Here is a 12,550-nt window from a genome sequence, read left to right on the forward strand (position 1 = left end):
GAGAAATGCGCGTCGGCGTCCCCAGCGAGATCAAGGTTCATGAATATCGGGTCGGCCTGACCCCCGGCGCCGTGCGCGAATATGTTGCGCGTGGCCATCAGGTTGTCGTTCAATCGGGCGCGGGTGCGGGTATCATGGCAACCGACGACGCCTACCGCGCCGCTGGTGCCGAAATTGCGGCAACGGCGGCCGAGATATTCGCCGGATGCGAAATGATCGTGAAAGTGAAAGAGCCCCAGCCTTCGGAATGGGTGCAACTTCGTCCCGACCAGCTCCTCTTCACCTATCTGCATCTTGCGCCCGACCCCGAACAGGCGAAGGGCCTGATCGCAAGCGGCTGCACGGCAATCGCCTATGAAACCGTAACCGACGACAAGGGCACCCTGCCCCTGCTCGCGCCCATGAGCGAAGTTGCAGGCCGTCTCGCCATCGAAGCGGCGGGCGAGGCCATGCGGCGGAGCGAGGGCGGTGCCGGCATATTGCTGGGCGGCGTCCCCGGCGTTGCTGCGGGCCGCGTCTGCGTGATCGGCGGCGGAGTTGTCGGCACCCATGCGGCGCGCATGGCCGTGGGCCTTGGCGCGGAAGTCACCATCGTAGACCGCTCCATCCCCCGCCTGCGCGAACTGGATGAACTGTTCCAGGGCCGTGTCCGCACGCGTTACTCGACGCTGGAGACGATCGATCACGAAATCAGCATAGCCGACGCCGTCATCGGTGCGGTACTGATCCCCGGCGCAAGCGCACCGAAGCTTGTGACCCGTGCCATGTTGAAACATATGAAGCCGGGCTCGGTCCTCGTCGATGTCGCCATCGACCAGGGCGGATGCTTTGAAACATCAAAGCCGACCACCCATGCCGAACCCACCTATGTCGTCGACGGCATCATTCACTATTGCGTCGCAAATATGCCAGGCGCGGTGCCGCAAACCAGCGCCGCTGCGCTGAATAACGCCACTTTGCCCTATGGCCTCGCACTGGCGGAAAAGGGTGTCGGCGCGTTGCATTCCCTCTCCGAAACCGGTCGCGGCCTCCTCGCCGGGCTGAACGTCCACAAGGGCAAAGTCACCAGCAAGGCCGTCGCGGATAGCCTCGACCTCGATTTTGTCGCACCGGAAACCGCGCTCGCCGCGTGACTCCGGCGCGCCTTGGTGCTAACCGGCGCGGCATGGGCAAAGAGGGGCGGATTACAGCGCATCAGATCGCAGCGATGCTGGGGGTTTCGCAACCCACAGTATCGCGCGCGCTGCGCGGCGACAAAAAGGTCAATGAAGAAACCCGCGCGCGTATTGTGGCGCTGGCGAACGAACTCAACTATTCGGTCGACCACAACGCCCTTCGCCTGCGCACGCAACAGACTTTTTCAATCGCCCTCGTCATCCTGTGCCGAAAGGGCGAGAATAAGGCGAACATCAACCCCTTCTACCTGTCGCTGCTCGGCTGTATCGCTGCATCCGCGTCCGAGCGGGGATATAATCTGATCGTTTCCTTTCAGGATTCGCCCGCCAATTTCTTCGCAAACTACACAGGCAGCCGCCAGGCCGACGGCCTGATCGTTATCGGCAGCGGGCAGAATGTGGAAGGCTGGCAGTATTTCGGCGAATATGCCCGCCACAACACGCCCATGATTTGCTGGGGCGCCAGCAAGGAAGACCTTGTTTCCATAAAGAGCGACAATGCAATGGGCACGCGTCTGGCCATCGACCATTTGCGCGCAAAGGGATGCAAGAACATCGCCTATATCGGGCCGATGAACAGCGAGCAGCCGCAATTTCAGGACCGCATCAATACCTATATGGCGCTGACACAGGAGCTCGGCCTTCCCGTCATCTGCCCCACCTTGCCCGAAAATGCCGTGCGTGAAGACCAGGGCTATGCCGCCGTCAAGGCACTGCTGCGCGACAAAACGAGCTTTGACGGTCTGTTTTGTGCAAATGACTTCATTGCTTTGGGCGCATTGCGCGCACTGGACGAAGCCGGAATCTCTGCAGGAACGGACGTCCGTGTTATCGGATTCGACGGCATAGCCACCGGCGCCTATGCGCAGCCGCCGCTCACCACAATCGAACAGGATTATTATAAAGCAGGCGAGATGCTGGTCGAGGCGCTGATCGCACTTTTGAAAGGCAAAACGCCCGACACCACACCGGTGCCGGTCCGGCTGTTACTCCGCGAAAGCGCCTGAGACTTTTACGGGCGAAAGTTTCCGGGCGATTAGCCCCGCATCCTTGCTTAATTTCGCTTCCCGTCAATCAAAACAGCCTGCTGCCATGCACTCGGCTTCTTGTCTGTCCGGTGGATACATCCGGCCCAGCAACAGGGCCGTTTCTTACCCTCCAATAACTCCTCGCAGGTTCGTTCTATGCGCCGCGCCCGTGTTTTTGGCTGCTTGGCATCTTCAACCCAGCAGATAAATTCATTGCGGCCGATTGGCGTCAACGCTTGCCAAAGGGCAAAGATGTCAGGATCCGCCTGCAAAGCCAAGCGCATATCGTCCCCAGCCGTGTGGACGATGCCATGAAGAAACGCACTTTTCATTGGATGGCTTATAACCCTCTGGCTCCGTTCCACCAACAGCGCGATTCAGTTATATGCCTCTGATCGCTCAACCCGTCAGCGTTTCACGCGTTCGAACAGATCGACCAGTTCATTGAACTTCGCCCGCTGCTCAGCAACATCTCCAGAAGCAATTGCCTCCGCAACGCAGCAGGATGCGTGATCCTTCAGGATAGCACTTTCGACTTTGGCGAGCGCCGCTTTCACCGCCTGCACCTGATGCAAAATGTCCATGCAGTAGCGGTCGTCAGCGACCATCTGTGAAACGCCGCGCACCTGACCCTCGATACGTTTCAGGCGATTAATTATGTCGCTCCGGTCTTTGGCCATATGAATACCCGCTTGCTATACCCTACAGGGGTATCCTATACAACTCTCCCCAATTAGGATGCAAGTGCAAATGCTCGACCGAAATATATCTCGACGAATATTGTTAGGCGGGATTGGTACTGGCGCAGCTTTGGCGACCATACCGGCCTGGGCGCAGGGTCATAGCGTACATTCAGGTCACGGGGGCAGCCACAGCCGCGGCGGTCCGCGTATTCCGGCCGGCTTTGGAGAATTGAGCGGCGAGATTATAGATCTGACCGTCGGAAGTGGCCATCGCATCGTTGAAGGACGGCGTGGACCGGGTATCGCCGTAAATGGCAGTGTACCGGGACCACTTATCCGCCTGCGTGAGGGGCAGAATATAAGGTTTAACGTCACCAATAACCTGAATGCGGATACATCCATACATTGGCACGGCCTTCTGGTCCCGTTCCAGATGGATGGCGTGCCGGGCATCAGCTTTCCGGGAATTCGTCCGCGCGAAACGTTCACCTATTCGTTTCCGGTCCGGCAATCGGGCACCTATTGGTATCACAGCCATTCGGGTTTGCAGGAGCAATCCGGACATTATGGCCCGATGATCATTGACCCGGCTGGCCCAGAGCCCGTTGAATATGACCGCGACTATATCCTGCTCCTGAGTGATTTCACGGTCCTTGACCCGCACTTCATCATGAGCAGGCTGCGCACCGGTGAAGGTTATTTCAACCGCCAGCTCAGTTCGTGGACCGACAATTATCCTATGTCCGGTGAAGAACGGCGGATGTGGGCCGAAATGCGCATGCCTGCGACAGACATCATGGATATTGGCGCACCTACCTATACTTTCCTGGCGAACGGGCGCGGGCCGACCGAGGGGCTTGAATATCTGTTCCGCAGCGGCGAGCGTATCCGGCTGCGCGTCATCAACGGATCGGCGCAAAGTTTTTTCAATGTCCGTATTCCTGGCCTGCCCATGACGATCATCGCGGCCGATGGCCAGAATGTGCGTCCGGTGGAAGTTGACGAATTCCAGATCGGCACGGCCGAAACATATGACATCATCGTCACGCCCGGTAACGCCGAGGCCTATGCGATTGTCGGTGAGTCGATGGATCGTTCGGGCATGGCGCTTGCGATGCTTGCAAGCCGTCCCGGTGCGCGGGCCACAGTGCCGCCCTTGCGCGATCCCCCGCTTCTTACCATGGCCGATATGGGTATGAACCATGGCCCGGCCGATAATGGCGGTCATCTCAATCATGGTGGAATGGATCATGGCGCAGGCAAGGAAGAGCCTGCCGCCGGGGCGTCGCATAATATGGATGGCATGGATATGCGCGACACGTCGCTGCTTCCCCCTGATGTCGCCATCGGTCCGGGTGTCGACATGGTCTCCATGGCGCCGGTCGACAAAATGGGTGACCCCGGACTTGGATTACGCGACGTCAAGCACCGCGTGCTCAACTACCGGATGCTGGCAGCACTTGAACCCAATAAAGACATTCGCGAACCCTCCCGACTGCTTGAGCTGCACCTGACCGGCAATATGGAACGCTATATGTGGTCGTTCGACGGGCGAATGTATTCCGCCGTCAGCGACGTACCAATCCGCTTTGCCTGGAACGAGCGCGTACGGGTGAAGCTCGTCAACAATACGATGATGGCGCACCCGATCCATCTTCACGGAATGTTTTTCGAACTGGTCAATGGCAAGAATGCTGCGCACCAACCGCGCAAGAATGTCGTCATTGTCCAGCCGGGCGCCAGCGCCCAGTTTGACCTGACCGCGAATGAACCCGGCGACTGGGCATTCCATTGCCATCTCATGTATCACATGCATGGCGGCATGATGCAGACCGTAACCGTGGTCGGCCCCGGCGGTGCGAAATGACCGGTCGTTTATCCGTCATAACGGCGGCAATGCTTGGCGCCGCGCTGTTCGCCATGCCGGTAGCCGCGCAACACGCCGGGCACACCGCTCCAGCCCCGGCCTCGGCCCCGAACACTGCACCGCCTCTTACCCCTGTGGACCCGCATACGGGTCACGCGATGCCTGCCGACCCTGCGGATACAAATGATCCCATGGCAGGCATGGACCACAGCCACATGAATCACGGCACCGCAGAAGATACGGCATCAGTTTCACCAGGTCCAACGATGGAAACCCCGCCACCGCCCGAAGCAGGCAGCGGACCGCCACGCGCCGCCGATGCGATTTGGGGAGCGGACGCGATGCGGGCGTCACGCGACGATTTGCAACGCACCCACGGTGACTTCAATGTCTTCTGGTTCCAGGCGGACCGCGTGGAAATACAAATTCGTGACAACCAAAATGGCTATCTATGGGACCTGCAAGGCTATTATGGCGGACCAACCAGTCGTTTCTGGTTCAAGAGTGAAGGCGAAGGCAGCTTTGGTGAACGCATTGAGGATGCCGAGGTGCAGGCGCTCTATGCGCGTGCCGTTTCGCCTTTCTGGGATCTGCAGGCTGGAATAAGACAGGACGTATCCGGTCCGTCTACAACCCATGCCGTTGTCGGTGTGCAGGGCCTCGCACCTTATTTGTTCGAGGTCGATGCCGCTTTATTCCTGTCGCATCGCGGCGATCTGACCGCACGGTTTGAAGCCGAACTGGACCAGCGCATCACCCAGTCACTCATTTTACAACCGCGCGCGGAAGTCAATCTGGCGGCGCAGGACTTCCCCCGTCTTGGAATCGGTGCCGGCCTCGACAAAATCGAGATCGGTGTGCGGCTACGTTACGAGATTATCCGGGAAATCGCGCCCTACATCGGCATAGAGCAAAGCTGGCGTGTCGGTGACAGCGCCGATTACGCCCGCGCGCTCGGCAAAGATCCCAGCACGACCAACTATGTCGTCGGCATTCGTTTCTGGTTTTGAAAAAAGAAAAAACTTCATGCGCTTAATCTCGCGCATTGTCGCTGCGGCAGTCGCTGTCACTTCGCCCAAAAGTTGAGACAAATGTGGGCGCCGAGCCCGATCTGAACCTATTTTCAAGAAAAAGCATGTAGTTGAAGAGAATAAATGGTGGACAGGGCTGGATTCGAACCAGCGTACGGAAAACCGGGCAGATTTACAGTCTGCTGCCTTTAACCACTCGGCCACCTGTCCACTACTTAGGCGGGGTCATATGCGCAAACATATGGGCCGGTCCCGCTAAGGAAGCAGCCCAATGGCGAAACGGCTCTTGCCTGTCAATGCCTCAAGTGGGAAAGGGGCTGCTATCAACGCATTTTCTTTTTGGAAACGACCTCAGTCATGTCTTCGCATAAAAGCCATCGCCGCCGCGGCGCAGCTCCCGTTAGTGGCAATCCCAAATTTTATGGCCGGCACGCCGTTTATGCCGCGCTGGATAATCCCGACCGGCGACTGATCAAATTATGGGGCACCCGTGAAGAGCTGGGGAAGATCGTGATTCCGCAAGGATTGGCGGTTCAGTTCGCGGATGCGGCTGACCTTGCCCGCTTTGTTCCCAAGGATGCCCCGCATCAGGGTCTGGTATTGGAAGTTGCGCCGCTGGAGGATGTCTGGCTGACCGATGTCCTGGCGATCGACGAGGACGATACGCGGCCGCTGCTGATATTGGACCAGGTTACCGACCCGCATAATGTCGGGGCAATTTTCCGGACGGCTGCGGCTTTTGACGCCGTTGCTGTGGTCACACAGGACCGCCACGCACCGCCCGAGTCGGGCGCACTGGCCAAGGCAGCGTCTGGCGCACTCGAGATTACACCCTGGGTCCGCGTCGTGAATCTGGCGCGCGCGTTGGAGGAAATAGCAGAGGCAGGATATTGGCGGATTGGTCTTTCGGGCCACGCCACGACCACGTTGGAACAAGCACTTACCCCGGGACGCAATGCGCTTATTCTGGGCGCGGAAGGTGACGGGATGCGGCATAATATCGAGGAGCATTGCGACCAGTTGGCAAAACTGCCAATCAGCGAGCAGATGGAGTCGCTCAACGTATCCAACGCCGCCGCGATTGCGCTTTATGCGGCGACAGTGCGCAGGGGCTGAATGCGAAAGGGGAATCGCGATGAAGAGCAATCGGGTCACGAGATGGGTCAAGGTCGCGGTTGCTACCATCGCCTGCATTTCGCTCAGCGGATGCCTGATCCTGCCGGGCGAGTTCCAGTCCGCAATGACCGTCCGCAAAAATGGCGATTTCAACTTTACCTATAAGGGCCAGATCCAGTTGGTCGGCCTCGCCAACCTGCTCAGCAACGATTTTCTGGGCAAAGAGGGTAAAGAGGAGTTCAAGGCGGTATGTTGGAACGATACAATTGAGCCTGCCGTTGAAAATAGCGAGACGCTGGAACTCGACCTGAAGCGGGATGATGTCGCTGCGGTCGCTGGTCCGAAATTCGGCATTGTTCCGGCATCACATTGGCGGAGTAATTTGCTGGCGTTTCAGGACGACACGAAACCGGTTGATGATGATACAGCAGCAGCGGCCAAAGCGGCCGTCGAAGGAGCCGATGCTGCAGCCGAAGCCGCCGCTGCGGCGGCTGATGCCGCTGCGGATTCTTGGAACAGCAATGAACGTGAATGCACCCCGGCCGAAGTAAAGCAGCAAAAGGCCGAATGGGATGCCCAGCAGGCGGAAAAGAAAAAGCGCGAAGAACAAGGCCGCAAGATGGCGGAAATGATGCTGGGTGGTATCGACCCTGAAAATCCGGAAACCATCAAACGCTTCACACGCGAAGTCGAACGCCTCGCCGCGTGGAACAAGGTCGAGCACCTCGGCAACGGCGTCTTCATGATCGATTACAGCACGAGCGGCAAACTGGCCGATGATTTCGCCTTCCCGGTCATCCCGCGCTATTCGCTTGGCGAGCCGATGATCCATATCACCCGCTGGGACAATGGCCGTCTGCGCGTCGAGGCCCCTGCCTTTCGCACCGATCCCGAAATGTCGCTGAGCTCCCTGATCGGAATGGGGAGCATGGCCGCAGGCTTTATGGGTAAAGGCGGCGCCGACAAGATGCCGGCGGAGCCCATAGCCATCAAAGGAACCTTTACCCTGACGACCGACGCGCGCATTCTGGCCAATAACAGCGAGGATGGGCCCGAAGAGGCCAACGGCCTGCAAACATTACGCTGGGACGTAGGCCCTGCCCTTTATGGTGCCCCTATGGCCTTGCTGAAACTGGTAAGCTGATGGGAATTTCTGCAGAAAAGCTGAAGCATGCGCTGGATTCGCTTGCGCAGATCGAGCCGCGTTTTGCCGATGCGCTGACCGCCACCGGCTATCCCGAGGCCCGCATTCGTGAGCCGGGATATACAACATTGCTGCGCACGATTGTCGGCCAGCAGGTCAGTGTCGCGGCTGCCGCATCGGTTTGGAATAAATTGGAAGCACTGCTCGGCGAAGGATGCGCCGCGCATAAACTTATCGAGCAGGATTTCGATGCGTTGCGCGCCTGCGGCCTTAGTCGCCAGAAACAGGGATATGCGCGATCCCTGGCGGAACTTGTCCTGACAGGCGAACTGCCACTGGATGCCCTGCCCGAAGATGATGAGGAAGCCATTGCCTATCTGACCAAAGTCAAAGGTATTGGACGCTGGTCGGCGGAAATATATCTGCTGTTTGCCGAAGGACGAACCGACATATGGCCCGCAGGCGATCTTGCCGTGCAGGAAGGCGTTGCGCGACTGCTGAAGCTGGATGCGCGCCCGTCCGAAAAGGAAGTACGTGTTCTGGCAGAACAATGGCGCCCTCACCGGGGCGCCGCCGCGATATTCACATGGCATATTTACGCCAAGGGTTTTCAGGCGATTTAGGGTCAGACCCCTAAAGCTTTAACCCGGGATTGAGCTTCATCACTTCCAAAAGGAAGCTTTTCGGCTTTTTGAAAAACTTGCTTTTCCGGTTCACATTCAGTCCCAGCAGCGCCGCCGCTTCCATTGCAAAATGGACGCAATTGCGGTTGTTCAGGCTGTAACTTTTGCCGGGCAAATTGCGCCATTTGTCGACGAACGACATTAACTTGAAATATTCCGCATCGGACAGGCGCAACGTGAAATGCGCGTTGCTGCTGGCTATATATTTATCGCCTTTGGTTTCGATCATACCTTTGACCGACCCCATCAAAATTGCGGGCGAAACATTGACCGCCGTGAATCCGTAATTGGTATCAACCTGTTCTCCGGTCGAATCGACTTTGCCCTTCAGCTTTACAAAAGCATGTGGGAAATGATCGCCAAAATCATGGCTGTAGAAAGTTGCCATAACCTCCGCTTTGGCCGCGACGGGGCTAAATGTTGCAAAGAGAAGGAAAAGCAGGGGAAAAATACGAAACATGTCTACTCCATAGGAGTTGCGGATTTATCCAGCCTTTATGGCAACGGCAAGAAACTGTTGACGTGAACGTCAAATTGATGTCGCTGACATAAGTGTAAACGGGAGAGAGTCGCCGATATGGCAGAACAACAAAAAAGCATGTTTGTGACCGGTGCAGCATCCGGCCTTGGGCGCGAAGTTGCCCGCTATTTCGCCAATGTTGGCTGGTTTATCGGGCTGGCCGATGTCAATATGGAGGGACTTGCAGAAACGGCAAAGCTGCTTCCGCCGGGCATGAGTTCGATGCATAAGCTGGACGTGACCGACCGTGCGCAATGGAAAAAAGCGGTCGCGGAATTTTCCAAACATACCGGTGGTCATATGACCGTGCTGTTCAACAATGCCGGAATCGGCAGCGGCGGACCGATTCAGGATATGACCGACGAAGACATCGACAAGATGATTGCGGTCAATCTGACCGGCGTGATCAGCGGCACCCGGGCCTGTTTTGAACTTCTAAAAAATACGCCGGATGCCTGCGTCCTCTATACCAGCTCTGCGGCTGGCATATATGGATCTGCCGGATTGAGCGTCTACAGCGCAACAAAATTTGCGGTGCGCGGTCTTGCCGAAGCGCATGACATTGAATGGCGGCATTTAGGCATAAAATCCCGCAGCCTCATGCCGGGCTTTATCGACACCAACATCATCGCCGCGGTTGATGCCGGCAGCAATATGTCCGGTAAGGATAAACTGCAGTCTGCGGGTGTCGAGGTCAGCCCTGTGTCGATCATCGGGCCCGCCGCGTGGGAAGCAATTCACGGCACCAACGTGCATACGACCGTGAACAAGATGGCAAAGCAACTTGCCTTTTCGGCACGCTGGTTCCCCAACAGGCTGCGCAAAACCCTCGGCCTGATGGAGGGTCTGGGCGATGTGGTCAGGGCAAAACCCTAACCCGCAATCGCGTCGATCGCCTGCGCCAGTGCGACATCGCGTTCGGACATTCCTCCGGCATCGTGGGTGGTCAGCAGGATGTCGACCCTGTTATATACATTGAACCATTCGGGGTGGTGATCGGCCTTTTCAGCAAGTATCGCCACGCGCGCCATGAAACCGAACGCTTCGGCAAAGTCCGAAAAGCGCAAGCTACGCCGGATACCCAAGGCTTCGGGATCATAGGTCCAGTGCGGCAACTGGTTCAGCGCCTTTGCGCGTGCTGCGTCATCCAACTTTGAAATGGCCATGTCCGATCCCGATTTTGCAATTCCTGATTTTCATGCCTATGTCGCGGCATGACATCCCGTCAAGCCTACGCCCCATCGCTACGTTTGGAAAATGTTACCGTCATTCGCGGGAATCGACTGGTATTCAACAATCTGAACCTCAGCGTCGCCGCCGGAGAACTGTTATGGGTTCGCGGCGCAAATGGATGCGGCAAGTCGACACTATTCCGCGTCATTGCAGGATTGCTTGGCGCATTCACGGGAAAGGTGCATGCCGACGGCAAACTGGCGCTGGCCGATGAAAATCTGGCACTTGATCCAAATTTGACGGTCGGGGCGGCGCTGCATTTCTGGGCCCAAATGGATGGCGCAACACTGGCGGATTGCGATGCCGCACTGGCCGCGATGGATCTGCTCTCTCTTGCCGATATTCCGGTGCGCTATCTGTCGACCGGCCAGCGGAAGCGCGCCGCAATTGCACGCGTTCTTGCGTCGGGAAGCGCGATCTGGCTGTTGGACGAGCCCTATAACGGACTCGACAGCGCCAGCAGCGCACATCTGGATAAAGCCATTTTATCGCACATTGCGAAAGGCGGGATCGTTTTGCTGGCTGCGCACCAGTCGCCTTCGATCAATGTCAGCGACAGCCTCATCCTCGATGCGAAGGGGCGGAGCGTATGAATAGCTTTGCACGACTGGTGATGCGGGAAATCCGGTTGGCCTGGACAGGTGGCGGACTTTGGTTGCCGGTGATCTTTTACCTGGCGGTTGCGACGCTTTATCCTTTTGTTACCGGCCCGGATAAAGTTCTGCTCGCAAAGACGGGCGGCGGCATTTTGTGGATTGCAGCGTTGCTTTCCACATTGCTGCCCATAGAGCGGCTCATTCTGCCGGACCGGCAGGCGGGCGTGCTGGACCAGTTGGCGATACGCGGATGGTCGGACGAACTGGTCGCGGCGGTCAAAATCACGGGCCAGTTGGTGGCCTTTGCGATCCCGCTATTACTGGCATCAATTATCGCATCGGCGCTGATCGGCTTGCCGGAAGAAAAGTTGATGACCCTATTGCTGGGTCTTGCGGTCGCCTTACCGGCCCTTTCCGGCCTTTCGGTCACCATTTCGGCGCTGACGGCCGGGCTGAACGGCGCAAGCGCGTTGGGTGGCCTGCTGCTCATTCCTCTGGCAATCCCGATCCTGATCTTTGGCGCAGGCACCTTGTCGGACGTTCCCGGCAACGCCATGCAGTTACTTGCCGCAACTTCAATCGCAATTGCGGCACTTTCGCCTTTTGCAGCCGGAGCGGCCCTTCGCGCGGGGCGGGTCTAACTTTCGTCTTTGGACGCCATTTTTTGCGCATAGCCGTTGGCGACCATTGCCTCCACCATATCGAACAACTGCTCCGGGTTCTTTGCCCGCAAGACCGGGATATTGGCTTCCATGCCTTCGGCAATAACAATTTCGCGGCGGCCATCTGCGACGGAGTTCCAGATAGTCTGCGCAACCGCATTAGGATCAATGCCATTGTCGATCGCCGCATCGCTGGCGCCGCGGACCGACCCGTCTGCATTCAAGGCATTGCGCGAAACATTGGTCCTGACAGAACCTGGCGCGACAACCAGAACCTTGACCCCCTGCCCTGCAACTTCGCTGCGCAACGCATCGCTATAGCCCACAAGCCCGTGTTTCGCGGCACAATAGGCTGTACGCAAAGGCACGCCGGCTTTGCCTGCAACGCTGGAGATCATAATTAACTGCCCTGCCCCCTGCTTCAGCAAATGGGGCAGCAACGCCTGCGTCAACGCGATAGGCGCCATAAGGTCGACAGATACGATCTTTTCATAGACCGAAAAGTCCGTATCGATTGCCAGAGAGCGCTGGGAAATGCCGGCATTGTTGACCAGAATGTCGACCTTTCCTGTGAAGGCAACTGCCTGCGCCACCATGGATGCAAGCACGGCGAAATCTTCGGTATCAAAGGGCAAAATATGGCATCGTTCGGGTGCCGATGTTTCACCGGCGACGCGTTCCAGTTCGGCAACGCGGCGGCCGGACAATATCGCCGACCCGCCATCGGCAACAAAGGCCTTCACCAATGCCTCGCCAATTCCCGACGAAGCGCCCGTCACCCATGCCGTTTTTCCGCTTTGATCCACCATATT

Annotated in this window: 15 protein-coding genes and 1 tRNA gene; 10 read left to right on the top strand and 6 right to left on the bottom strand. The window is 57.6% G+C overall.

Annotated features, from left to right (window positions below):
• Window positions 1-5: 5 nt before the first annotated feature.
• Window positions 6-1,133, top strand: coding sequence for an alanine dehydrogenase (gene ald, locus FOM92_RS05235; RefSeq protein ID WP_143775726.1), 1,128 nt, complete (start codon window positions 6-8; stop codon window positions 1,131-1,133).
• Window positions 1,130-2,182 carry a LacI family DNA-binding transcriptional regulator gene (locus FOM92_RS05240; RefSeq protein WP_143775727.1) on the top strand — a complete coding sequence of 351 codons (1,053 nt, stop codon included), beginning with the start codon at window positions 1,130-1,132 and terminating at the stop codon, window positions 2,180-2,182. Before ald ends, FOM92_RS05240 begins: the two co-directional genes overlap by 4 nt.
• Before the next feature lie 47 nt (window positions 2,183-2,229).
• Here the strand turns inward: FOM92_RS05240 and FOM92_RS05245 are convergent, their stop codons facing one another.
• Window positions 2,230-2,487 carry a YdeI/OmpD-associated family protein gene (locus FOM92_RS05245; RefSeq protein WP_425473364.1) on the bottom strand — a complete coding sequence of 86 codons (258 nt, stop codon included), beginning with the start codon at window positions 2,485-2,487 and terminating at the stop codon, window positions 2,230-2,232.
• Window positions 2,488-2,610: 123 nt separating this feature from the next.
• Entirely contained in the window at window positions 2,611-2,883 is a 273-nt protein-coding gene (locus FOM92_RS05250) for a metal-sensitive transcriptional regulator (protein ID WP_143775729.1), read from the bottom strand.
• A gap of 70 nt (window positions 2,884-2,953) precedes the next feature.
• Between FOM92_RS05250 and FOM92_RS05255 the strand changes: the two genes are divergently transcribed.
• The gene (locus tag FOM92_RS05255; RefSeq protein WP_143775730.1) at window positions 2,954-4,753 is read left to right on the top strand and encodes a copper resistance system multicopper oxidase; all 1,800 of its coding nucleotides are present in this window, start codon (window positions 2,954-2,956) and stop codon (window positions 4,751-4,753) included.
• Window positions 4,750-5,763 (top strand): copper resistance protein B, encoded by a 1,014-nt coding sequence (locus tag FOM92_RS05260; RefSeq protein ID WP_246087151.1) that lies wholly within the window; start codon window positions 4,750-4,752, stop codon window positions 5,761-5,763. The genes FOM92_RS05255 and FOM92_RS05260 overlap by 4 nt, the downstream gene beginning before the upstream one ends.
• 145 nt (window positions 5,764-5,908) lie before the next feature.
• Here the strand turns inward: FOM92_RS05260 and FOM92_RS05265 are convergent.
• Window positions 5,909-5,994 (bottom strand) — tRNA-Tyr (locus FOM92_RS05265).
• Window positions 5,995-6,141: 147 nt separating this feature from the next.
• On the opposite strand from FOM92_RS05265, the gene rlmB reads away from it, so the two are divergent.
• Genes rlmB through FOM92_RS05280 form a run of 3 tightly spaced genes read left to right on the top strand, consistent with a single transcriptional unit; the run spans window position 6,142 to window position 8,667 of the window.
• A complete protein-coding gene (rlmB, locus tag FOM92_RS05270; protein ID WP_143775731.1) occupies window positions 6,142-6,900 on the top strand; it encodes a 23S rRNA (guanosine(2251)-2'-O)-methyltransferase RlmB in 759 nt (252 codons plus the stop codon).
• Window positions 6,901-6,919: 19 nt separating this feature from the next.
• Window positions 6,920-8,044, top strand: coding sequence for a hypothetical protein (locus FOM92_RS05275; protein WP_143775732.1), 1,125 nt, complete (start codon window positions 6,920-6,922; stop codon window positions 8,042-8,044).
• Entirely contained in the window at window positions 8,044-8,667 is a 624-nt protein-coding gene (locus FOM92_RS05280) for a DNA-3-methyladenine glycosylase family protein (protein WP_143775733.1), read from the top strand. The genes FOM92_RS05275 and FOM92_RS05280 overlap by 1 nt, the downstream gene beginning before the upstream one ends.
• A 10-nt stretch (window positions 8,668-8,677) precedes the next feature.
• Here FOM92_RS05280 and FOM92_RS05285 read toward each other — a convergent pair whose 3' ends face one another.
• Window positions 8,678-9,187: a hypothetical protein gene (locus FOM92_RS05285; RefSeq protein WP_143775734.1), complete on the bottom strand. Its 510-nt coding sequence runs from the start codon at window positions 9,185-9,187 to the stop codon at window positions 8,678-8,680.
• Window positions 9,188-9,304: 117 nt separating this feature from the next.
• Here FOM92_RS05285 and FOM92_RS05290 point away from each other — a divergent pair, with 117 nt between their 5' ends.
• The gene (locus tag FOM92_RS05290; RefSeq protein WP_143775735.1) at window positions 9,305-10,123 is read left to right on the top strand and encodes an SDR family oxidoreductase; all 819 of its coding nucleotides are present in this window, start codon (window positions 9,305-9,307) and stop codon (window positions 10,121-10,123) included.
• Here FOM92_RS05290 and FOM92_RS05295 read toward each other — a convergent pair.
• On the bottom strand, window positions 10,120-10,413 hold the full coding sequence (locus FOM92_RS05295) for a 4a-hydroxytetrahydrobiopterin dehydratase (RefSeq protein ID WP_143775736.1): 294 nt from the start codon (window positions 10,411-10,413) through the stop codon (window positions 10,120-10,122). The two genes, FOM92_RS05290 and FOM92_RS05295, sit on opposite strands and share 4 nt — an antisense overlap.
• Window positions 10,414-10,461: 48 nt before the next feature.
• Here FOM92_RS05295 and ccmA point away from each other — a divergent pair, with 48 nt between their 5' ends.
• Together ccmA and FOM92_RS05305 are read left to right on the top strand one after the other, a co-directional pair.
• A complete protein-coding gene (gene ccmA, locus FOM92_RS05300; RefSeq protein ID WP_143775737.1) occupies window positions 10,462-11,073 on the top strand; it encodes a heme ABC exporter ATP-binding protein CcmA in 612 nt (203 codons plus the stop codon).
• Window positions 11,070-11,717: a heme exporter protein CcmB gene (locus FOM92_RS05305; protein ID WP_143775738.1), complete on the top strand. Its 648-nt coding sequence runs from the start codon at window positions 11,070-11,072 to the stop codon at window positions 11,715-11,717. Before ccmA ends, FOM92_RS05305 begins: the two co-directional genes overlap by 4 nt.
• Here FOM92_RS05305 and FOM92_RS05310 read toward each other — a convergent pair.
• Window positions 11,714-12,547: an SDR family NAD(P)-dependent oxidoreductase gene (locus FOM92_RS05310; RefSeq protein WP_143775739.1), complete on the bottom strand. Its 834-nt coding sequence runs from the start codon at window positions 12,545-12,547 to the stop codon at window positions 11,714-11,716. The genes FOM92_RS05305 and FOM92_RS05310 overlap by 4 nt on opposite strands.
• Window positions 12,548-12,550: the final 3 nt, after the last annotated feature.

The organism is Sphingorhabdus contaminans (assembly GCF_007280415.1).
In the GTDB taxonomy this organism is placed as follows: Bacteria; Pseudomonadota; Alphaproteobacteria; order Sphingomonadales; family Sphingomonadaceae; genus Sphingorhabdus_B; species Sphingorhabdus_B contaminans.